General features: G+C 72.3%; 16 protein-coding genes. 2 read left to right on the top strand and 14 right to left on the bottom strand.

Going from position 1 to position 21,648, the window contains the following annotated elements:
* Positions 1–199: 199 nt before the first annotated feature.
* The 7 genes from AB0E05_RS28690 to AB0E05_RS28720 all read right to left on the bottom strand — a co-directional run bounded on the left by AB0E05_RS28690 (position 200) and on the right by AB0E05_RS28720 (position 10,843).
* A complete protein-coding gene (locus tag AB0E05_RS28690) occupies positions 200–1,015 on the bottom strand; it encodes a serine protease (RefSeq protein ID WP_361968658.1) in 816 nt (271 codons plus the stop codon).
* A gap of 189 nt (positions 1,016–1,204) precedes the next feature.
* Complete coding sequence (locus AB0E05_RS28695) at positions 1,205–2,758, bottom strand: RNA polymerase sigma factor (RefSeq protein ID WP_361968660.1); 1,554 nt, start codon at positions 2,756–2,758, stop codon at positions 1,205–1,207.
* 387 nt (positions 2,759–3,145) lie between these two features.
* On the bottom strand, positions 3,146–4,030 hold the full coding sequence (locus AB0E05_RS28700) for an FCD domain-containing protein (protein ID WP_361968662.1): 885 nt from the start codon (positions 4,028–4,030) through the stop codon (positions 3,146–3,148).
* 217 nt (positions 4,031–4,247) lie between these two features.
* Positions 4,248–6,014, bottom strand: coding sequence for an ATP-binding cassette domain-containing protein (locus AB0E05_RS28705; protein ID WP_361968664.1), 1,767 nt, complete (start codon positions 6,012–6,014; stop codon positions 4,248–4,250).
* Positions 6,015–6,232: 218 nt separating this feature from the next.
* Positions 6,233–7,006 carry an NUDIX domain-containing protein gene (locus tag AB0E05_RS28710; RefSeq protein ID WP_361968666.1) on the bottom strand — a complete coding sequence of 258 codons (774 nt, stop codon included), beginning with the start codon at positions 7,004–7,006 and terminating at the stop codon, positions 6,233–6,235.
* 110 nt (positions 7,007–7,116) lie between these two features.
* On the bottom strand, positions 7,117–8,526 hold the full coding sequence (locus tag AB0E05_RS28715) for a DUF4192 domain-containing protein (protein WP_361968668.1): 1,410 nt from the start codon (positions 8,524–8,526) through the stop codon (positions 7,117–7,119).
* Positions 8,527–8,692: 166 nt separating this feature from the next.
* On the bottom strand, positions 8,693–10,843 hold the full coding sequence (locus AB0E05_RS28720; RefSeq protein ID WP_361968670.1) for a RecQ family ATP-dependent DNA helicase: 2,151 nt from the start codon (positions 10,841–10,843) through the stop codon (positions 8,693–8,695).
* Positions 10,844–11,251: 408 nt separating this feature from the next.
* Here AB0E05_RS28720 and AB0E05_RS28725 point away from each other — a divergent pair, with 408 nt between their 5' ends.
* Complete coding sequence (locus AB0E05_RS28725; RefSeq protein ID WP_361968672.1) at positions 11,252–11,872, top strand: hypothetical protein; 621 nt, start codon at positions 11,252–11,254, stop codon at positions 11,870–11,872.
* A gap of 123 nt (positions 11,873–11,995) precedes the next feature.
* On the opposite strand, the gene AB0E05_RS28730 is transcribed toward AB0E05_RS28725, so the two are convergent.
* The 6 genes from AB0E05_RS28730 to AB0E05_RS28755 all read right to left on the bottom strand — a co-directional run bounded on the left by AB0E05_RS28730 (position 11,996) and on the right by AB0E05_RS28755 (position 17,831).
* The gene (locus AB0E05_RS28730; RefSeq protein WP_361968674.1) at positions 11,996–12,607 is read right to left on the bottom strand and encodes a hypothetical protein; all 612 of its coding nucleotides are present in this window, start codon (positions 12,605–12,607) and stop codon (positions 11,996–11,998) included.
* A gap of 82 nt (positions 12,608–12,689) precedes the next feature.
* Positions 12,690–13,391, bottom strand: coding sequence for a ribonuclease HII (locus tag AB0E05_RS28735; RefSeq protein ID WP_361968676.1), 702 nt, complete (start codon positions 13,389–13,391; stop codon positions 12,690–12,692).
* 294 nt (positions 13,392–13,685) lie between these two features.
* On the bottom strand, positions 13,686–15,218 hold the full coding sequence (locus AB0E05_RS28740; protein WP_361968709.1) for a DUF4173 domain-containing protein: 1,533 nt from the start codon (positions 15,216–15,218) through the stop codon (positions 13,686–13,688).
* A 342-nt stretch (positions 15,219–15,560) separates the two neighbouring features.
* Positions 15,561–16,469: an ADP-ribosylglycohydrolase family protein gene (locus AB0E05_RS28745; protein ID WP_361968678.1), complete on the bottom strand. Its 909-nt coding sequence runs from the start codon at positions 16,467–16,469 to the stop codon at positions 15,561–15,563.
* Positions 16,470–16,489: 20 nt separating this feature from the next.
* Positions 16,490–17,149: a histidine phosphatase family protein gene (locus AB0E05_RS28750; protein WP_361968680.1), complete on the bottom strand. Its 660-nt coding sequence runs from the start codon at positions 17,147–17,149 to the stop codon at positions 16,490–16,492.
* A gap of 76 nt (positions 17,150–17,225) precedes the next feature.
* Positions 17,226–17,831: a YdbC family protein gene (locus AB0E05_RS28755; RefSeq protein ID WP_361968682.1), complete on the bottom strand. Its 606-nt coding sequence runs from the start codon at positions 17,829–17,831 to the stop codon at positions 17,226–17,228.
* Positions 17,832–18,011: 180 nt separating this feature from the next.
* Between AB0E05_RS28755 and AB0E05_RS28760 the strand changes: the two genes are divergently transcribed.
* Entirely contained in the window at positions 18,012–18,536 is a 525-nt protein-coding gene (locus AB0E05_RS28760) for a TerD family protein (protein ID WP_361968684.1), read from the top strand.
* Between the two features lie 129 nt (positions 18,537–18,665).
* On the opposite strand, the gene AB0E05_RS28765 is transcribed toward AB0E05_RS28760, so the two are convergent.
* Complete coding sequence (locus AB0E05_RS28765; RefSeq protein ID WP_361968686.1) at positions 18,666–21,554, bottom strand: vitamin B12-dependent ribonucleotide reductase; 2,889 nt, start codon at positions 21,552–21,554, stop codon at positions 18,666–18,668.
* Positions 21,555–21,648 lie beyond the last annotated feature (94 nt).

Raw genomic sequence — 21,648 nt, forward strand, 5'->3', positions numbered from 1 at the left:
TGGGCTCGCGTGCCCTGGCACCCTGCCTCTCCGCGTTGTCGTCGGTCGCCAATAGCCCCCTGTGCCCTGCGGGCACGGTGGTACCCCCACCGCATTGGCTCCCTCCTCCGCCTTGAGATCCACGGCACCAGACCCCGCTCCCTACGCTCGGAGGGCGTGGGGGACCGCCATTCACCCAGCCCGATCCAAACGAAAGACCCTAGGGCAGCGGCACGGACGAAACCCGGGTGTAGACGCCGGGGCTGTCCGCCCTTCCGCAGCCGCTGCCCCACGACACCAGCCCGATCAGCTTCCCCCGGGCCACCAGAGGCCCGCCGCTGTCCCCCTGACAGGCGTCCCGACCGCCCTCGGACGTTCCGGCGCAGAGCATCGTGTCCGCCGCGTAGCGCCCGTTCAGACCCCCGGGATAGGCCCGCTCGCAGCTGCGGTCCGCCAGGACGCTGACCTCCGCCGCCCGCAGCGCCGACGCATAGCTGCCGTCACCCTCCGTGTCGCCCCAGCCGTACACCTTCGCCGACGTGCCCGGCTCGTACGCGGGATCGCCCGCCGGGGCGATCGGAACCACCCGGGACGCGGGCAGTTCCTCCGCCAGGGTCAGCAGCGCCAGATCCGAGCTGTTCGTCCCGGGGTCGTACTGCGGCGTGATCCAGTGGTCGCTCACCGCGACCTCCTTCCCGTCGGACGAGGCGAGCTCCGTGCGCCCCACGATCACCCGTAGGTCCTTCACGCCACTGACGGGCCCGCCGAGCACGTTCCGGCTCAGGCAGTGCGCGGCCGTCATGACCTTGTTCGGGGCGACCACCACGCCGCCGCAGAACTGGCCCGCCCGCGTTCCTCCGAACCGGTCACGGCTCGCGAGGGCGACGACCCACGGCGTATCGGAGACCTGGACCGGGAAGCCGCCCACGACGATGCTGTCGGCCGCGGCCGGCGCCGACGAGGCCAGTGGCGCCACGGCTCCGGTGGCGACCAGGGCGAGCACTCCCGTCAGGGCTCGGACAAGGGAAGGGCGCATGCGATCTCCTGACTCTGCGTGGACGACTTCACCACTCAGCGTCAGTCAGTACCCCGTCTCGCGCACCCTCGCACCGCACGGAGCTGACGCACACCTGTGCCAGCCGTACGCACCGCGGCGGAAACGGCGGTACGTCGAAGGCCGGACCCCGCTCGGAGTCCGGCCTTCGACACGCTCGCGTCGCTCGTATCAGTCGAGGTAGTCCCGCAGGACCTGGGACCGCGACGGGTGGCGGAGCTTCGACATCGTCTTCGACTCGATCTGACGGATGCGCTCACGCGTCACCCCGTAGACCTTGCCGATCTCGTCCAGCGTCTTCGGCTGACCGTCGGTCAGGCCGAAGCGCATGGAGACCACGCCGGCCTCGCGCTCGGAGAGGGTGTCCAGCACCGAGTGCAGCTGCTCCTGGAGGAGCGTGAAGCTCACCGCGTCGGCCGGGACCACGGCCTCGGAGTCCTCGATCAGGTCGCCGAACTCGCTGTCGCCGTCCTCACCCAGCGGGGTGTGCAGGGAGATCGGCTCGCGGCCGTACTTCTGGACCTCGATGACCTTCTCCGGGGTCATGTCGAGCTCCTTGGCCAGCTCCTCCGGGGTGGGCTCGCGGCCCAGGTCCTGGAGCATCTGGCGCTGCACGCGCGCGAGCTTGTTGATGACCTCGACCATGTGCACCGGGATGCGGATGGTGCGAGCCTGGTCGGCCATGGCGCGGGTGATCGCCTGCCGGATCCACCAGGTGGCGTACGTGGAGAACTTGTAGCCCTTGGTGTAGTCGAACTTCTCGACGGCGCGGATCAGGCCCAGGTTGCCCTCCTGGATCAGGTCCAGGAAGAGCATGCCGCGGCCGGTGTAGCGCTTGGCCAGGGAGACCACGAGCCGGAGGTTGGCCTCCAGCAGGTGGTTCTTGGCGCGCCGGCCGTCCTCGGCGATGATCTCCAGCTCGCGCTTGAGCTTGGGGGCCAGTTTGTCGGCGTTCGCCAGCTTGTCCTCGGCGAAGAGACCGGCCTCGATGCGCTTGGCCAGCTCCACCTCCTGCTCGGCGTTGAGGAGGGGGACCTTGCCGATCTGCTTGAGGTAGTCCTTGACGGGGTCGGCCGTGGCGCCGGCGACCGCGACCTGCTGCGCGGGAGCGTCGTCCTCGTCCTCGTCGGACAGGACGAAGCCCTTGCTCTCGCCCTCGGCCTCTTCTTCCTCGCCCTTGCCGGGCTGGACCTCGTCCATCAGCTCGTCGCCGTCGACGGGCTCGTCGGAGTCCTTCTTGGCCGCGGTCTTCTTCGCCGCGGTCTTCTTCGTGGCGGTCTTCTTGGCCACCGTCTTCTTCGCGGCCGTCTTCTTGGCCGCGGCCTTCTTGGCGGGGCTCACCGCGGACTCGTCGCCGGCCTGCACGTCGACGGTCTCGGCCGTCGACGCGGCGGTGGCGGCGACCGTCTTCGCCCGCGTCGTCTTGGCCGCGACGGTCTTGGTGGCGGTGCGCTTCGCCGGGCTCTTCGCAGCAACGCTCTTGCGGGAGCGTTTGGGCGACTCTGCGGCACTGACCATCAGCGTCACACCCTCTTCCTCAAGAATCTGGTTGAGGCTGCGGAGAACGTTCTTCCACTGGGTTGGCGGAATCTGGTCAGCCTCGAAGGCCCGACGCACGTCATCGCCGGCGATCTGCCCATCAGCCTTTCCCCGCTCGATGAGCGCCATCACAGACTCGGACTCGGCGATCTCCGGCGGGAGCGTACGGGATGTGCTGGCCGACACGAACAACCTCTCGGAACGATTGAGAACGGCTTCCGGCTCAGCCCATGATCGGGCCGGAGCCGACGACCACCGGGCTGCGGATGTACCGGTGGCGCGGGCGGAACCAACCTCGGAACTCCACAGCGCCACGAGCGGCGGCTGTATTCCCTCCTCGGCTGTCACCTCTTAGGTCATCGCGGTGCTTCCCGGAGCGTTACGCACAATCCGCGTGGCCCGAGTCACACGACAAGTGCCGCGAAACCGGATGGATCGGATGTTCCTCCTGCAAGTGTGCCGCGCCGGTGCGCCGCGCAACCATGCCGCCGGACCCCTGGGATCCGACGGCATGCGCAGGGTGCGGACACGGTGCGCGCACGCTCCCGTACGCCCGGCGCCACGGCCCGGCGTTCAGTGCTCGCGCGGCGCGGGAACCACCCGCTCCACCTCGGGGTGGGCGGTGAGCAGTTGGCGCATCGCGGATTCGGCGGCCTGGGCGTCGCCGGCCGCGAGGGCCTCGACGATGCGGGCGTGGTGCGTCAGGGCGACCTCGTTCGGCCGGTCACAGCCGGTGACGGGGCCACCGGAGACCTGGAGCGCGGCCGAGACGATGCCGGAGAGGTGCTCCAGCATGCGGTTGCCCGCGAGCTGGATCAGCAGGTTGTGGAACTCGTTGTCGGCGCGGGAGAAGGTGATCCCGTCCCCCTGGGCGAGGGCGTGGCCCATGATCTCGACCATGTCGGCGAGGCGCTGCTGGACGTCCTCGCGGCCGTGGCCCGCGGCGAGCCGGGCGGCCAGGGGCTCGATGGTCCAGCGCAGCTCGCAGAGTTCACGGCGCTGGTCGTCGCGCTGGGGCCCGAAGGCGCGCCACTCGATGATGTCGGGGTCGAGGAGGTTCCAGTCGCTGACGGGGCGGACCCGGGTGCCCACGTTGGGCCGGGCGCTGACCAGGCCCTTGGCCTCCAGGACGCGCAGGGACTCGCGCACGACCGTGCGGGAGACCTCGAAGCGCTGCCCGATCTCCTCGGGGACCAGCGGGCGGTCGGCGCCCAGGTCCCCCGAGACGATCATCTGGCCCAGCTGCTGGACGAGTTGGCCGTGCAGTCCACGGCCCCGGCTGCCTGCGGCTCGACGTCCGGCGCGACCCAACTCCGCCTCGGAGCCGTCCCATGCGGGCGGCGAGACGCGGTCGGCGGCGTGGGAGTCCGCATAGGGGTATCGATCGACTTCGCCCGGGCCGGCGAGGCCGGACTCGGCGGGGCGGGCGGTCATCATGGTCTGGGCAAGGGTGCTCACGCATCCTTTGTCGGCGCACCCTCCACGCGCCTTGAGGTCTTTGGTGAAAAGCACACGAAAGGGTGATCGGCGCTTCCCCCACAATTGACGACTTATCGGATAGAAGCGGTCATTTCACCGAGAAGTCAAGTGTCAGTTGAGCCGATCATCGGAGGGTGCGACCGGTGGGCGCGGTGGAGCGGGCCGGTCGACGGGGACTTCGGCGGCCCTTCCACGGTCACCAGCGCACCCTGCGGCGCAGCCCGGTGACGGCGTACGCGCAGACCAGCGCCGCCAGGGAGAGCGCCAGCGCCACCCCGACGGGACGGGTGAGCAGCCGCGCGCCTGCCATCAGCCAGATGTCGGCCTGGTGGGGCAGCTGCCCCCAGGCGAGGTCCCGGAGCCGGTCGGGCAGCCCGGCGGCCGAGCGCACCGAAGGGGCGCTCAGCGCCTTCTGCACGAGGGGGGCGACGGCGACCGGTACGGCGAGGACGGCCGCCACGCCCGCCGCGGTCGCCCGGAACGTGCCTGCGGCGAGGAGGCCGGCCCAGGCACAGCCGACCGCGAGCCCGCCCCAGGCCGCGGCCAGTGCCGGCCAGTTCCCGGGCAGGGCGGTGGCGTCGGGGCCGTAGAGGAGGCGCAGGGCCTGGAGGTCGGCGACGGCGACGAGCACGGCGACCAGGAGTGCGGCGGCGGCCGTGACGGCGAGCTTGGCGAGCAGCAGGCCGACGCGGCGGGGCACGGTGCCGCGGGCGGCGGCCAGCGCGGGGTAGCGGTACTCGTCGCCGAAGGCGAGCGCACCGATCAGGCCCGCGCCGAAGGCGGCGGGGGGCAGGGGCAGGACGTCGGGCCAGGCGGCCACGGCGTCTTGCAGCGGGGTGTGCTGGGAGCGGGCGAGCATCAGGCTCAGGCCGACGGAGACGAGCAGCACGGCGCCGACCACCAGTGCGGCCGTGCGCACGCCGAGGAGGCGGTGCAGTTCGTACCGCAGGGGGCGCGCGGGGGCGGTCATCGGGCGGGGCACGGGCAGGGCGGTGCTGATGCCGTCGACTCCCGGGCGCTTCTTGCGGGCGGGGGCGGCGGGCGCCGGCTCGTCGCGCCGCGACGGGGGCTGCTCGCCTTCGGGGACGCAGCCGGCGTCCCGGGTCTCCTCGGCGAGCCGGTGGACGAGGACGCCGTGGCGGTACGCCGCCTCGCCGACCTCGGCGCAGCTGCTGCCGTAGATCGAGAGTGCTCCGCCGGACTCCGCCACGACCTCCACCGAGCGCCGGGCGGCGCGGGCCTCGCGGTGGACGACGTCGGCGAGGCGGACGGCGTGCGGGGTGCGCACGGCGACGCGGGGCCGCAGCCGGGTGCGGCCGAACTCGACGGCGTCCTGGTCGGCGACGAGGCGCCCGGCGTCGATGGTGACGACGCGGTCCGCGAACCGGACGGCCTCCTTGGGGTCGGCGACGGTGCACAGGACCGTTCCGCCGCGCTCGGCGTGGCGGCGCAACATCCCGTACAGCCAGCCCTGCTCCCGCGGGGAGAGCCCCTTGGCCGGCTCGTCGAGCAGGAGCGTCTGGGGGTCGCCGATGAGGGCGGTGGCCAGCCCGAGCCGTCGGTCCATGCCGAGGGGCAGCGCGCCGAGCCGTTCCTCCTTCGCTCCCGCGAGCCCGACGGCCTCCAGCAGCTCGTCCGCGCGGGCCAGGGGCGCTCCGGCCGCCGCGCACAGCATCCGCAGCTGTCCGCGGGCCGTCCGCGCGGGGTGCCCCGGGACGTCGCCGAGCAACGCGCCCACCTCGCGCGCCGGGTGGGCGAGCTGGTGGAGCCGGTTGCCGCGGAAGTACGTGACCCCCTGACCGGGCTCCAGGTCCAGCATCAGGCGCAGCGCGGACGTCTTGCCCGCTTCGGGGCCGCCGAGGAGGGCCGTGACCCCGCCGGCAGCGGCCTCGAAGGTGAGGTCGTCGAGGGCGGGCGGGCGGTCCCCCCGGGGGGCGCTGGTCAATCCGATGGCCTGGAGCATCGTTCTCCCGCGGGAGCGCACAAGGGACGCCGCGCGCGGCGCGTGCGGCACCAGCACGATAACTCGACATTTCAGACATTCTGCGCAGCCTGCCCACAACGCGCGTTCCCGTCGCCCCGCTCCCCGCGCAAAGAAGCTCCAGGCGCCGGAACCCTGGCCCGCCGGAACCCCGGCTGTTCAGGACCCTGGGCGTAAGGGACCGCGGTGGCGTCAGGGCCTCAGACGTCCGGGCGCAGCATCGGAGGGTTCAGCAAGGTGGCTCCGCCGGCGCGGAAGAGCTGCGCCGGACGGCCACCCTGACGGGTGGTCGTACCACCGGCGGGCACCAGGAACCCGGGCGTGCCCGTCACCTTCCGGTGGAAGTTCCGGGGGTCGAGCGCCACGCCCCACACCGCCTCGTACACCCGCCGCAGCTCGCCGACAGTGAACTCGGGCGGGCAGAAGGCGGTGGCCAGGGAGGAGTACTCGATCTTGGAGCGGGCCCGCTCCACCCCGTCCGCCAGGATCCGCGCATGGTCGAAGGCGAGGGCAACGGCAGCGCCGGATGGCTCGTCCTCCCGACCGAGCGCACCATCCTGGCCGAGCAGATCCGCCACGGGCGCCCAGCGCGCGCTGTTGGCGTCACCGCCGGCCCGGGGCGCGGGCAGATCGGGCGCCAACACCAGGTGGGCCACGCTGACGACCCGCATCCGGGGGTCGCGCTTCGGGTCGCCGTAGGTCGCGAGCTGTTCCAGATGGGCGCCCCCGTCGGGGGTCGAGGAAGCCGGGTCGTGGGCGCACAGCCCGGTCTCCTCGGTCAACTCGCGCGCCGCCGCGGCGGCCAGGTCCTCGTCCCCGCGCACGAACCCTCCGGGCAATGCCCACCGCCCCTGGAACGGCGGCTCCCCACGGCGCACGACCAGCGTGCACAGCGCGTGGCGGCGCACGGTGAGCACGACCAGGTCGACGGTGACGGCAAAGGGGGGAAAGGCCGACGGGTCGTAGGGAGACATGACCGTGATCATAGTCGTCTGCCTGACGATAAACACTCCTTTCGCTTGTAGCTGCGGCCTCTTTCTTCCTCCTCGCCACCGTGGCCCCGCCCTCAGTGGGGCGTCTCTTGTCACTCCCTCTCAGCGCCCTCCTCCCTTCCAGGGGCACGCCGGGCGGCCCCGGTCCTTCCGCGGGGTCCGGTCCTCGGCGACGTGCGCCCCTGGGGCCGCCCGGCGGGCGGTCGCACGGCGCGACGGGGCGGCCGGGCAGCGTCCGCCGCGCCCTCCGGCGCCGGCTCGATCTCGGGTTCGGGCCGGGTCGGCGCCCGCCCGCCGCGCAGACAGCTGCGGATCAGCTCCGGATCCAGGTTCTGATTGCACGCCTCGTGCAGCAGGCGGGCGAAGACGTAGTCGGGGTCCTTGCGCAGCGCCAGGCTGAGGGCGATCCGCGCCGCCGGCTCGTCCCCGGTCGACCAGGACACCCAGCCGGCGAGGGTGAGGGGCACGGCCGCGTACTCGCCGTAGGGGCCGACGCAGCGGCGCGCAAGAGCCCGCCACAGCCTCAGCGCGGGCTCGGCCTCCGCCCCTTCCATCCATGCCGCTGCCTGGTCCCTCGTCTCGCGATCCTGGAGGCCGAAGAGCAACACGGCGGCTTCGTCATGGGTGATCAGCCGGTCGTCAGCGACGTCCCGTCCGGACGGGGGCGGCGCCCCGTCAGCGCCGGCGAGCCGATCGATCAGCTCCCGCGCCAGCGCGATCGTCTCGTCGGCGAGCTGCTGGCGCTCGACGGTGCCGCCCACGATGCGGCTCACGAGGTCGAAGCCCGACCTGTCCAGCACCCGGCGCTGGGCGTCCGCCGCGGGGGACGGCAGGGGCTCGAAACGGGCTTCCAGCTCGCGCTGCGATCCCCTCACGTGCAGCCCGGCCCAGGCCGCCGCCGCGGCCATGACCGAAGTGCCGGCCGGGACCAGGGGCGTGCCCTCCGGCGGACAACAGCGCCCGTCAGGGCAGCAGTAGGACCAGAAGCGGCCGTCCGAGATGCACAGCGCCTCGTACACGGGCACGTCGAGCGCGCCACACGCGGTGCGCAGCAGTTGGGCGAAGGGCCGCAGCCGCTCCACGACCGGCCGCCCCGCCCCACCGTCCGCCGGGTCCTGACACAGGAAGAGGACGATGCCGTCGGGGCGGGCGCTGCGGGTCGCGCTCTCTTCGATCAGGCACTCGGCGAGCTGCTGGGACACCGACTCCCACTCGCCGGGAGAGCGTGGAATGCCCAGTTTCACGCGTCCGCCGAAACGGCCGCGGCTGCCGTGCAGCGCCACGAGGACGACGGAGTCGGTCGGGTGGTACCCCAGCAGATACGGCAGGGCATCGGCGAGCTCGGCCGGGCCGCGCAGGGTGATCTGTTCCTCGTCGATCGAACCGACGGCCGCATCGACCTCGGCGGCCGGGGCGGCGGCGGGCGCGGAATGAGAGGAGTGTCGGGTGTCCGCGGTGCGCGGGGGCTGGGTGCCGTCAGCGGCATCGTTGTGCTTGCTCATGGCACGACGGTCCCGTGAAAAGCCCCGGCCCGCGACCCCTGTGGATAACGTTATCCACAGGCTTGCGGCGTCGCTCGCGCCCTGTCGGGGGCATCGGGTTAACTGAGGGAAGTCGCACGTTCCCCCAGCCCTGTTGACGGTCCGACAGTCACTTGCCGCGGGCGACTCACGCCGTCGCCGCGAGCACCAGCGGAAGGACCCGTTCGCCGCCTGCCCGGCGGAGGAGGCGGGCGGCGACCGCGAGGGTCCACCCCGATTCCGTGTAGTCGTCGACGAGCAGGATCGGGCCCGGTGCGCCGGCCAGGGCCGCCGCCAGGTCGTCGGGGACGGCGAAGGCCGCGGACAGGCCCTTGAGGCGCTTCGCGGAGTTGCTGCGGCGCGCCGCGTGCGCGCCGTCGGCGCCGGTGTACGCCAGGGTGCCCAGGAAGGGGAGGCGGCCCACGTCCGCGACGCCCCGGGCGAGCGAGTCGACGAGGAGGGGGCGGGTCAGGGACGGCACGGCGACGACGCCCACGGGCCGCGCGGTGGCGTCGGACGCCCAACCGCCCGGCGAGCGCGCCCAGTCGGCGAGGACGGCCACCGCGGCCCGCAGGACGTCGTCGGGGACGGGGCCGTCGGGGGCGTCCGTCGCCAGCAGGGGGCGCAGGCGGTTGCCCCAACCGATGTCCGAGAGCCGGCCGAGCGCCCGTCCGGTGGCGCACTGCTCGCCGGCCGGGATGCGGCCCTTGAGGTCGACGCCGAGGGAGGGCATGCCGGTCGGCCACATCCGGCGCGGCTCCACCTCCACGCCGGGGCGGTCCAGCTCCTTCGAGGCGCCCGTGAGGGCCTCGGTCGAGACCGTGGAGCCGATCCAGACGCCGGCGCAGGAGTCGCACCGGCCGCACGGGCGCGCCCCCTCGTCGTCCAACTGCCGGCGCAGGAACTCCATCCGGCACGCGGACGTGCTCACGTACTCGCGCATCGCCCGCTGCTCGGCCGCCCGCTGCCGGGCCACCCAGGCGTACCGCTCGGTGTCGTACGTCCAGGGCCGCCCGGTGCTCTCCCAACCGCCCTTCACCCGTCGTACGGCGCCCTCCACGTCGAGCACCTTGAGCATGGTCTCCAGCCGGGTGCGCCGCAGGTCGACCGCTGCTTCCAGGGCCGGTACGGACAGCGGGCGGCCGGCCTCCGCGAGGGCGGTCAGGGTCTGGCGGACCTGTGCCTCGGGCGGGAAGGCGGTGTCGGCGAAGTAGCGCCAGATCGCCTCGTCCTCCTTGCCCGGCAGCAGCAGCACGTCCGCGTGCGCCACTCCACGGCCCGCACGGCCCACCTGCTGGTAGTAGGCGATCGGGGAGGACGGCGAGCCGAGGTGCACCACGAACCCGAGGTCCGGCTTGTCGAAGCCCATCCCCAGCGCCGAGGTCGCCACCAGCGCCTTGACCCGGTTCTCCAGGAGGTCGGACTCGGCCTGCAAGCGGTCGGCGTTCTCCGTGCGACCCGTGTACGAGGAGACCTCGAAGCCGCACTGCCGCAGGAAGGCGGTCGTCTCCTCGGCCGCGGCCACCGTCAGCGTGTAGATGATCCCGGAGCCCGGCAACTCGCCCAGGTGCTCGGCGAGCCAGGCCAGGCGGTGCGCCGCGTCCGGCAGCTCGACCACGCCGAGGCGCAGGCTCTCCCGCTCCAGGGGGCCGCGCAGCACCAGGGCCTCACCCGCACCGGTGCCCAGCTGCTCGGCCACGTCGGCGGTGACCCGCGCGTTGGCGGTCGCGGTGGTGGCCAGCACGGGCACGCCGGGCGCGAGCTCGGCGAGCAGCGCCCGCAGCCGTCGGTAGTCGGGCCGGAAGTCGTGCCCCCAGTCGGAGATGCAGTGCGCCTCGTCCACCACCAGCAGGCCCGTCGTGGCCGCCAGCCGCGGCAGCACGTTCTCGCGGAAGTCCACCGAGTTCAGACGTTCGGGGCTGACGAGGAGGACGTCGGTCTCGCCGCGCTCGACCTCGTCGTAGATGGTGTCCCACTCCTCCGGGTTGGCCGAGTTGATCGTGCGCGCCGCGATCCCGGCCCGCGCGGCCGACTCCACCTGGTTGCGCATCAGCGCCAGCAGCGGGGAGACGATCACGGTCGGGCCGGCGCCGCGGCGCCGCAGCAGGGCGGTGGCGACGAAGTACACCGCCGACTTCCCCCAGCCGGTGCGCTGCACCACCAGGGCGCGCCGCCGCTCCCGCACCAGGGCCGCGACCGCCTGCCACTGGTCTTCGCGCAGCCGCGCCGAGCCTCCCGGGTCGCCGACGAGCTCGGCGAGGATGGCGTCGGCTTCGGTGCGGAGCTCCAGATCGTCCATGCCCCCATGCAACCGGAGGGCGGGGCCGATCGGCCAATTCACTCAGCGTGACGACGGCCCCGGGCGGCCGACGGCCGTTCTCCCCCGCGTCCGACCTGCGATCACGCCACGTCGCACGGCCGGCGGAGCCCATCGGGACGGGATGCTTCCGCTGCTCTCCGGGTTCAAGAGCGGACCGGGTGGGCACGGTAGGGAACAGAGGGAAGACTGAGTGTGGGGATATCACCGGCATACCCGCCTATTCCTGCCAGCGCGTTCGAATTGCTCGTTGCCGCATCCGGACGAGACAGGAAGAATTGGAAGCGCTCCCCGCACGGTCCCTTCGTGGTCCGATAGGGCCGTGCCGCGGTGCGTCCTCACTCCATCCCACCCTGCCCGCTCTGTGGGCGCGTATGCGAAGGGAGGAACGTGACCTTCGGATTCGCTTCGTCCGCAGCCACTTCGATGACCAACTCCGCCAACCGCCTCGTCAGGATGCTCGAACCGTCCGAGTGGGCGGCGGCCGGGATACCGCTGCTGCGCAATCCGCGCGAGGTGGTGAGCGGGCTGCACGCCCGCCACAGTCCGACGCCGACGACGGCCGTGGTGGCCGTGCTCGATCCGGAGGAACGTCTCACCGCCAGCGCGTCGTTCGCCCGTCGCTCCGCCCCCGTGGACGGCTGGGAGTTCCGGAACGCGCTGTTGGCCCACCTCCGCCGGGTCATCCCGCACGATCTGCGCCGCCGTACGCCGGTGCGCACGGCCGTGCTGCTCTACTGCCGCGAGGGCGACGAGCGGTGGACCGAGGAGGACGGCGCCTGGATGTGGGGACTGCGGGACGCCTGCACCCTGCACGGGCTGCGCTGCGGCGCGTACATCACCCTCACCCGCGGCGGCTGGCAGGTGTTCGGCGAGGGGCGGGGCGGCCGACGGCCCAGCTCCACCTCGGCGCCGGGCGACCTCGCCAGCTCGCTGGCGGGCGAGCCGCTGGAGGTGCGCACCGCCAGCGGGGCGCCGGAGGCGCTGCGGCGCACGGCGGCCCGCCGCTGAGGGCGCGTACCACGCGGCACGCACGGACGACTGGAGCGAGCCGGTGCGGGGACCGTGTGATCACGGTCCCCGCACCGGCTCGGACGGCTTCGGCCGTCGTACGACGTGAAGGGCCGCAGGCCCTCAGACGCCGGCGCCGAGCGCGCTGTTGATCCGCTCGGGATCACCGCACACGATCAGCAGGGCGCCCGCCTTCTCCAGGGCGGCGGGCAGCACCCGGGCGGCGTGGTCGTCGCTGCCGCCGTTGACGGCCACGACGATCACGGCCCGGGTCGCGGCCCGGCCGATCCCGTCGGCGGACGCGTAGAAGACGTCGTCCCCCGCGTCGTGCTGCGCCCAGTAGCCGGCTTCGCCGAAGGACAGCTCGTGGGCCGCCCACGGGTGCTGCTCCCCCGTGGTCAGCACCAGGACCTCGCCGGGCGCCCGACCGGAGTCGAGCAGCAGGTCGACCGCCTCGTCGGCCGCGTCGAGCGCACCGCCTTCGGGGGCCGGAATCAGCTGGATCTGCGGCTGGGAACGATTCTTCGCCGGGGCAGCGGGCGTGGCCTGCTGCCCGGCGTGGGCGCGCACGGGCGGCGCGGGACGGGCCGGAACGGGGCTCCCCGGGCGCGGGGACGCCGTGGAACGCGGACCGGGTACGGGACGAGGGGTCGGCGCGGTGCGGCCTGCGGCCGGAGTGGCGCGGGGACCCTGGGCACTCTCGTGAATCTGAGGCTCCTCGGGAGGGAGAGGCATGGGTGGATGTCTATCAAATGCCGGTTCGATCGGCATCGGCGGGTGGGCACGCATGTGCGACTTCCTTGTCAGCGGTGCCAGTTCAGAAATCGAAGCCGAGCTGGCCCCCGCTCTCCCGTTCCGACGGTTCCGGCACGGCCCGGACCTTCTTCAGGTGCCGCCACTGCGGCAGCGCGTCCAGATAGGCCCAGGAGAGCCGGTGGTACGGCGTGGGCCCCCGCTCGGCGAGGGCGGCCTTGTGCACCGGTGAGGGGTACCCGGCGTTGGCGGCGAACGCGAACTCGGCGAACTGCTCGGGCAGCTCGGCCATCATCGCGTCGCGGTGCACCTTGGCGATCACCGAGGCCGCGGCGACGGCCACGCACGACTGGTCGCCCTTGATGACCGTACGGACCTGCCAGGGCGCGCCCAGGTAGTCGTGCTTGCCGTCGAGGATGACGGCGTCCGGGCGCTGCGGCAGGGCCTCCAGCGCGCGGCACGCGGCCAGCCGCAGCGCGGCCGTCATGCCCAGCTCGTCGATCTCCTGCGGGGAGGCGTGGCCGAGCGCGTGCGCCGTGACCCACTGCTCCAACTCGACGGCGAGCACTTCTCGGCGCTTGGGGGTCAGCAGCTTGGAATCGGTGAGTCCGACCGGCGGCCTGCGCAGCCCCGTGACGGCGGCGCACACGGTGACGGGGCCGGCCCACGCGCCGCGCCCGACCTCGTCGACCCCGGCGACGAGCCGTGCGCCGGTGGTGGCCCGGATGGAGCGCTCGACTCTGTGGGTGGGTGGTTCATACGGCATGGCGCCAGCAAGGGTACGCCGCGCGCCCCCGCCGGGGACAACCGGATTCCGATCACGGTTCCGCACCGCCCGTTTCCGGCCCGGCGCCGGGCCGGCCCCGGCTCGCCGCCGAGGCTCCGGCGTCCGTCGTTCCGCTCTTCGCTGCCGCACAGACCCAGCGTACGCTGAGGTGTTCGAAGGACGTCTACGGCCTTGCCTGGACGTGCAGTTCGGCGGGGCGAACCTCCGGACGGGAAGCCTACCTACGATCGCGATCGTGAAGGCAGCGAGCGGTCGAAGGACGAGCCCGGGTGGCTACGGCAGCGGTTGGTCCGGGTCCGGCCAGGCGTCACGACTGTCGAAGTCGTCGGTCCCGTATGCGGGGTCCACCAGCCCCGGACAGTTCGCCGGCGGCTGAACGGGGCGTTCCGCCAGGATCTTCCGTGCCCGGGACTGGCCCCAACTCGTGGCGTGCCACGGCTTGTGGGCGTCCTCCTCCAGTTCCTCGGCGATGCCCTCCAGCGCGCAGGAGCGCAGGGGTTCGGCCAGCCGGTCGAGGGCGGGCACCGCGTCCGCCGACAGCTCCTGGAGGTATCCGACGTCGAGCTTCCCGGTCCGCTGGTAGCGGTCCGCGTTGCGCTCGGCGACGAGGGCGTCGGGGGACGCGAGGCCGAAGGCCAGGACGCCGACCGCGGCGCTGGCCGCGACCGTGCGCGGCAGCCAGGCCGCACCGTAGACGCCCGCCGCCATGATCAGGGCGAGCACCAGCCCGAGCCACAGTTCCATCGCCGCCACCGTCAGCCGCAACTGCGTCAGCCCGTACGCGTCGACGTACAGCTCCATCCGGCGCAGCGCGGACGCCACCACGACCAGGGTGAGCAGGCACAGCGTGCCGAGGACCGAGCGCACGACGAGGCGGTCGCGGTCGTCGGTGCGTGGGGCCCAGCGCAGGGCGAGCGCGATGACGCCCAGGGTGAGCAGGGTGGCGAGCACCAGGTGCCAGAAGCCCTGGCGGGCGTATTCGGCGTAGGTGAGCCCGGTTTCGGCCAGCACCTTGTCGTAGCCGCCGAAGAGCACGGCCAACTGGACGGCGTTGAAGGCGGCGAAGAGCAGGTCGAGGACGATCAGCGGGAGCGCCCACTCCCAGCGGGCCCGGGGCCGGCCGCGTCGGACGGCCAGCCGGTCCCAGTGCGTGGGCGCGGCGGCGACGTGCGCCGCGGCGAGCGCGCCGGCGACGCCGAGGAGGAAGAGCAGGAAGCGCCAGGGCCCCTCTGCCACCGGGACCTCGGGGACCAGGGCGCCGAGCAGGTCGGCGAAGGCGGCGTCGGCGGCGTCGGCGGCGGAGAAGAGCGCGCCGAACACGAAGAGGAGGAGCGCTGCGACACCCAGGGACCGCGCTGCCGGCCCCCAGCGGCGCGAGGCCGCCATGCGCTGGCGCAGCCCTTCGATGGCCCAGGTCGGGCCGGTGACGAGGGAGCCCAGCAGTCCCACGGCCCCCAGGAAGACCCCGTGCCACGTGCGTCCGCCGTGCAGGGCGAGCGATCCGGCCATGAGGGCGGCGACGACGGCCAGGAAGGCGGGCCAGCCTGCGTCCCGGATCGCCGGTACGAGCAGCAGCGCGAGCCCGCCCGCCGCCCAGACGCACGTCCAGGGGCGGAAGCGTCGGCCCGCCCGGCGTGCGGCGGCGTACGCGGCGAGGGTGGCGACGGCGGCGACGAGCAGAAGGTTCGTGCCCAGCCCGGGGCCCAGCAGCAGGGCGCTGAGCACCCCCGTGCCGAGCGCGGCCCCCAGGGTGACACCCGTGACGGTGGCGGGCCGCGGTCGCGCCCCGCCCTTCGACGCCGGCAGCGCGTGCGCGGTGGCGGCGCGGGTCCGCGGCACCGGGGCGGGCCCTGGGGGCGTGCCGCCGGCCGGATCGGGCGCGGACGGCTGCGGCGACGTGGCAGATGTATCGGGCACGGGTCCCCTCCCCCGGCGGATCGCGCGGGCAGGAGGGGCTGCGCGACGGCGATCCGGAGCGTTGTGTGTGCCCGCCCGGCCATCACTGCGGTGATCGCCGGCCACCGGGCCCCGACACGGTAGCCACGGGCCGAGGCATCACAGCCGGCAGCGACCTGGCTGGTTCACGACCGTGACAGTTTCCGAACATTTGCACGCCGGGGCGAGCGCGGCAGCGCTGAGCGGCGGGGTCTAGCGCGGGGCCGCGGGCAACCAGGAAGGCAGTTCCTCCGTACGCTCCAGCCAGTGCGCGCCGGGGCGGCCGGCCTGGCCCGCGGCCACCACTCCGCACACGATGGCGCAGGTCGTGTCCACGTCGCCGCCCACCTGCGCCGTCGTCCAGAAGGCCCGCTCGAAGTCGTCGAGGGAGCGCGCGGCCGACCAGAGCGCGAAGGGCACGGTGTCGTGGGCGCTCGTCCGGCGTCCGCGGCCGAGCACCGCCGCGACGGTGCCGGCGTCGCCGTAGTCGAGCATGTCGCGAGCCCGGCGCAGCCCGGCTCCGACCGCGCTGCGCGGCACGAGGGCGATCACGCCGTCCAGCAGCTCCTCGGGGCTCGGCGGCCCCGAGGGCGCGGCGGCGAGCGCCGCAGCCGCCGCCACCGCCATCGCCCCCACGACGGCCTCGCGGTGCTGGTGGGTGGTGTACGAGGAGATCTCGGCCTGGTGGGTGGCCTGCTCCGGGTCGTCCGCGTACCAGGCGCCGAGCGGGGCGATGCGCATGGCGGAGCCGTTGCCCCACGAGCCCTGGCCGTTGAAGAGGGCGGCGGCGAGTTCTCGCCAGTCCCCGCCTTCCCTGATGAGTCGGAGCATGCGGTTGACGGCGGGGCCGTAGCCGCGGTCGAAGTCGTGGTGCTCGGCGAAGGAGCGCGCCAGCGCGTCCTGGTCGACCCGGCCGTGGTGGGCCAGCACGGCCAGCACGGAGCAGGCCATCTCGGTGTCGTCGGTCCACTGCCAGGTGCCCGCCGGCAGGGCGCGCTGCTGGAGGAGGGGATAGTGGGACGGCACGAAGAACTGCGAGCCCAGGGCGTCCCCCACGGACAGTCCGCGCAGGCTCGCCAGCGCGCGTCGGAATCGCTGGTCGGGAGTGGAGTCAGCGGTCATCGTCCTGCCACTCTAGCCGGCTATCCGGTGACGCCGTACGGCTCGGGCGTCCGCCAGCGCGCGAAGGGCCGGTCGAGGGTGTAGCGCCCGTCGTCGCCCAGCTCCAGTGTCCGCGTCTCGCCGTTGCCCGGGTTGGACAGCGACTCGAACTCGGCCACGGTCCAGTGGAACCACCGCATGCAGAAGAGCCGCATCGTGAGTCCGTGGGTGACCAGCAGCACGTTCGGCGGGTGGTCCGGCGACTCGAAGCTGCGGTGCAGGCTCTCCAGGAAAGCGCCGACGCGGTCGTACACGTCGGCCCCCGACTCCCCTTGGGCGAAGCGGTAGAAGAAGTGCCCGTAGGCGTCGCGGTACGCCTTCTGGAGCCGTACGTCGTCGCGGTCCTGCCAGTTCCCCCAGTCCTGCTCCCGCAGTCTGGGCTCCTCGCGCACGCGCGCCTGCCCCGGGGCGAAGGAGAAGGCGCGGTAGGTCTCGTGGGTGCGTCGATAAGGCGATACGTAGACGCTCACGCGCTCCTGCCCGAACAGGTCCCGCAGGCGGCCACCGGTCTCCTCGGCCTGGGCGAGCCCGCGGGGGGTGAGCCCGAGCGCGTGGTCGGGCTCCCGCTCGTACACGGTGTCGTCGACGTTCCCCTCCGACTCGCCGTGCCGGACGAGGACGATGCGTCGTGGTCGTGCCATGACTCGACACTAGGGCCTGTCTCGTGGATCAGGCCCTGGGTGACGCGACGGCACGTTTCGGCCGGGGAGCGGGGGCTCACACCGTCCAGGACGGTTCGAGTTGGACGACGTCGCCGGCGAGGGCCGCGACGTCGGCCTCGGTCTGGGCGCGCAGCAGCAGTCGCTCCACCCGCTCGGCGCGGTACTTGCCGCGCTCGGCCTCGGACTGCCACATCGACATGACGAGGAACTCGTTGCCCGGCGCCTCGCCGAACAGGCCGCGCACCATGCCGGGGGACCCGGCCATCGCCGGGTTCCACACCTTCTCCTGCATCTGGGCGTAGTGCTCGACCCGCTCCTCGCGGACCTTGCAGTGGGCGACCCGGACCACGTCGGCGCCGGTGAAGTGCGGCTCGAAGCCGGTCTTCACATCGAAACGGTGGTCAAAGAGCTTGACCTGCACGTCCCGAAACGTTCCGGCCTGTCCGGACGCCAGGCGGTCGTGCGAACGGGCCATGAAGGAGTCGTAGAAAGACCGGCTCTCCCAGAAGGCGAAGACGTGCGCGACGTGCGGAAGCCCTCTGCTCCACCCGCCGCCCTGCCCTCGGAATCCCGGCTCACCCGGCAGCCCCGCCCATTTCCGCTGCCCCCGCTCGAACCCATGTCGGTCGGTCACGGTGCAGCGAATCCACTTGACCAGCACCGCGCCATCGTACGGCGCGGGGCCACACCCCGGATCCCCCTCGTCCGGGTCCACCGCCGACCGCCGTTCGTCCCGATGCGGAGCACTGGCGTACCCTCGCCGGCTCCTCGCCTCACACCGCCGGAGAAGATACGGTCAACGTACGGAGAAACACGGATAGTTACGGGGAAGGGATCAGTGGTGAGCAGCCTGAACAAGGGCGTCGGGACGGTCGAGGTGGCCCTGCGCTGGGATCCGAGCCCCATGGGGGAGACGCCCCATGACCTCGACATCGTCGCCGCTACGTACCGGGCGGACGCCCCCTCCGGCGATCCGGCCTACGTCGTCCACTTCGACTCCCGCTCGCCCGACGGCACCATCACGCTGACCAGGGACAGCCGCACCGGCCAGGGCTTCGGGTCCGACGAGGTCATGAAGCTGGAGCTCGATCGCCTGGCGCCGGTGTACGGACGGGTGGTGGTGGGAGTCGTTATCCAACAGCGCGACCGGAGCCGCTCGTTCGCCGACGTGGCGAACACCAAGGCGACCGTCTCCGAGGGCCACACCGAACTCAGCAGCGAGGACTTCGCCGGGGTCCCGGGGGCCAGGTCCGCGGTGATAGCCGAGTTCGTAAGGGCCGATTCAGGCGGCTGGTCGTACGGCGAGGTGCTGCGGGGCTTCGACGCGGATCCACAGGAGTTCATCGGCCGGATGGGCGGCGCCTGACCCGCTGCCGTCGCCGCGCGTGCGCAGGGCACGGGGCAGCACGAACACGGCAGCACGAAGGGGACCGACCGTCCTCGGTCGATCCCCTTCGTCAGCGGCTGGTCGGCTCCCTCAGGGGAGCCGGTCAGGTCAGCTGCAACCGCTCGTGGAGCCGCAGCCCTCGCAGATGTAGCAGGAGCCGGCGCGCTGCATCTTCGTTCCGCAGGAGAAGCAGAGCGGGGCGTCCGCGCTGATGCCGAGCTGCATCTCGACCAGTTCGGCCGAGGTGTGGGCCTGCTTCGGCGCGGGGACGGTCGCCTGAGGAGCGGTGGTCTCCGGGACCTCCTGGCGGCGCGGTGCGGACTGGGCCAGCCCCTCCACGTCCAACTCGGTCTCGTCCATCGTCGGCTCGTAGGAGCCGGTCTCCAGGTGGCGCTGGCGCTCCTCGGCGGAGTGGATGCCGAGCGCCGAGCGGGTCTCGAAGGGCAGGAAGTCCAGCGCCAGGCGGCGGAAGATGTAGTCGACGATCGACTGCGCCATCCGCACGTCCGGGTCGTCCGTCATGCCGGCCGGCTCGAAGCGCATGTTGGTGAACTTGGAGACGTACGTCTCCAGGGGCACGCCGTACTGGAGGCCGACGGAGACGGCGATGGAGAAGGCGTCCATCATGCCCGCGAGGGTGGAGCCCTGCTTGGACATCTTCAGAAAGACCTCGCCGAGGCCGTCGTCCGGGTAGGAGTTCGCCGTCATGTAGCCCTCGGCGCCACCGACCGTGAAGGAGGTGGTGATCCCCGGGCGGCCCTTGGGCAGTCGCTTGCGGACCGGTCGGTACTCGACGACCTTCTCCACCGCGGCCCGGATGGTCTCCTCGGTCTTCTCGGTGATCTCCGCCTTCTCCTTCTCCTTGGTCTTGGCGGAGAGGGGCTGGCCGACCTTGCAGTTGTCGCGGTAGATCGCGAGCGCCTTGACGCCCATCTTCCACGCCTCGAAGTAGATCTCCTCGACCTCTTCGACGGTGGCCGACTCGGGCATGTTGACCGTCTTGGACAGCGCGCCGGAGATCCACGGCTGAATCGCGGCCATCATCCGGACGTGGCCCATCGCGGAGATGGAGCGCTCGCCCATGGCGCAGTCGAAGACCTCGTAGTGCTCGGTCTTCAGGCCGGGCGCGTCGATCACGTTGCCGTGGTCGGCGATGTGGGCGACGATCGCCTCGATCTGCTCCTGCTGGTAGCCGAGGCGGCGCAGCGCCTGCGGCACGGTGCCGTTGACGATCTGCATCGAGCCGCCGCCGACCAGCTTCTTGAACTTGACCAGGGCGAGGTCGGGCTCCAGGCCGGTGGTGTCGCAGGACATCGCCAGACCGATGGTGCCGGTGGGGGCGATGACGGACGCCTGGGCGTTGCGGAAACCGTTCTTCGCACCGAGGTGCAGCACGTCCTGCCAGGCCTCCGTGGCCGCGGCCCAGATCGGCGTGTCCAGGTCGTCCATGCGGGGGGCGGCGGCGTTGGCGTCCGAGTGCTGCCGCATGACGCGGTTGTGCGGCTCGGCGTTGCGGGCGTAGCCGTCGTACGGGCCGACGACCGCGGCCAGCTCGGCCGAGCGGCGGTAGGAGGTGCCGGTCATCAGCGAGGTGATCGCCCCGGCAAGCGCGCGACCGCCGTCGCTGTCGTACGCGTGGCCGGTGGCCATCAGCAGGGCGCCGAGGTTGGCGTAGCCGATGCCCAGCTGGCGGAAGGCGCGGGTGTTCTCGCCGATCTTCTGGGTCGGGAAGTCCGCGAAGCAGATGGAGATGTCCATCGCGGTGATGACCAGCTCGACGACCTTGGAGAAGCGCTCGACGTCGAAGGACTGGTGGCCCTCGCCGTCGTCCTTGAGGAACTTCATCAGGTTCAGCGAGGCGAGGTTGCAGGACGTGTTGTCCAGGTGCATGTACTCGCTGCACGGGTTCGAGCCGTTGATCCGGCCGGACTCGGGGCAGGTGTGCCAGTGGTTGATGGTGTCGTCGTACTGGATGCCCGGGTCGGCGCAGGCCCAAGCGGCCTCGGCCATCTTGCGGAAGAGCGACTTGGCGTCGACCTCCTCGATGACGTCGCCGGTCATCCGGGCGCGCAGCCCGAACTTGCCGCCGGCCTCCACGGCCTTCATGAACTCGTCGTTCACCCGGACCGAGTTGTTGGCGTTCTGGTACTGGACGGACGTGATGTCGTCGCCGCCGAGGTCCATGTCGAAGCCCGCGTCGCGCAGGGCGCGGATCTTCTCCTCTTCCTTCACCTTGGTCTCGATGAAGCCCTCGATGTCGGGATGGTCGACGTCGAGGATGACCATCTTGGCCGCGCGCCGGGTGGCGCCGCCGGACTTGATCGTTCCGGCGGAGGCGTCGGCGCCCCGCATGAAGGAGACGGGACCGGAGGCGTTGCCGCCGGAGGACAGCAGCTCCTTGGAGGAGCGGATCCGGGAGAGGTTCAGACCGGCGCCCGAGCCGCCCTTGAAGATCATGCCCTCTTCCTTGTACCAGTCGAGGATCGACTCCATGGAGTCGTCGACGGACAGGATGAAGCAGGCGGAGACCTGCTGGGGCTGGGGCGTGCCGACGTTGAACCACACCGGCGAGTTGAAGCTGAAGATCTGGTGGAGGAGCGCGTACGCCAGCTCGTGCTCGAAGATCTCGGCGTCGGCGGGCGAGGCGAAGTACTTGTACTCCTCGCCGGCCTTCCGGTACGTCTTCACGATCCGGTCGATGAGCTGCTTGAGCCCGGTCTCGCGCTGGGGCGTGCCGACGGCCCCGCGGAAGTACTTGCTGGTGACGATGTTGACCGCGTTCACCGACCAGAAGTCGGGGAACTCGACGCCACGCTGCTCGAAGTTGATCGAGCCGTCGCGCCAGTTGGTCATGACGACGTCACGGCGCTCCCAGACCACCTCGTCGTACGGATGCACGCCGGGGGTGGTGTGGACGCGCTCGATGCGCAGGCCCTTGCTCGCCTTGGCCCCCTTGGTTCGGGACCCCCGCGCCGGACCGCTCGTCGTCTCTGTCATGCCGCCTCCCATATACGGGCAAAAACGCCCCGAAGTGCCCAGATCTTCCCGTGACACTGTCTTGTGTGGTGGCCGTGCGCGCCCCACGCGCGCA

Origin of the sequence: Streptomyces sp. NPDC048057 (assembly GCF_040653095.1) — a bacterium.
Lineage (GTDB): Bacteria > Actinomycetota > Actinomycetes > Streptomycetales > Streptomycetaceae > Streptomyces.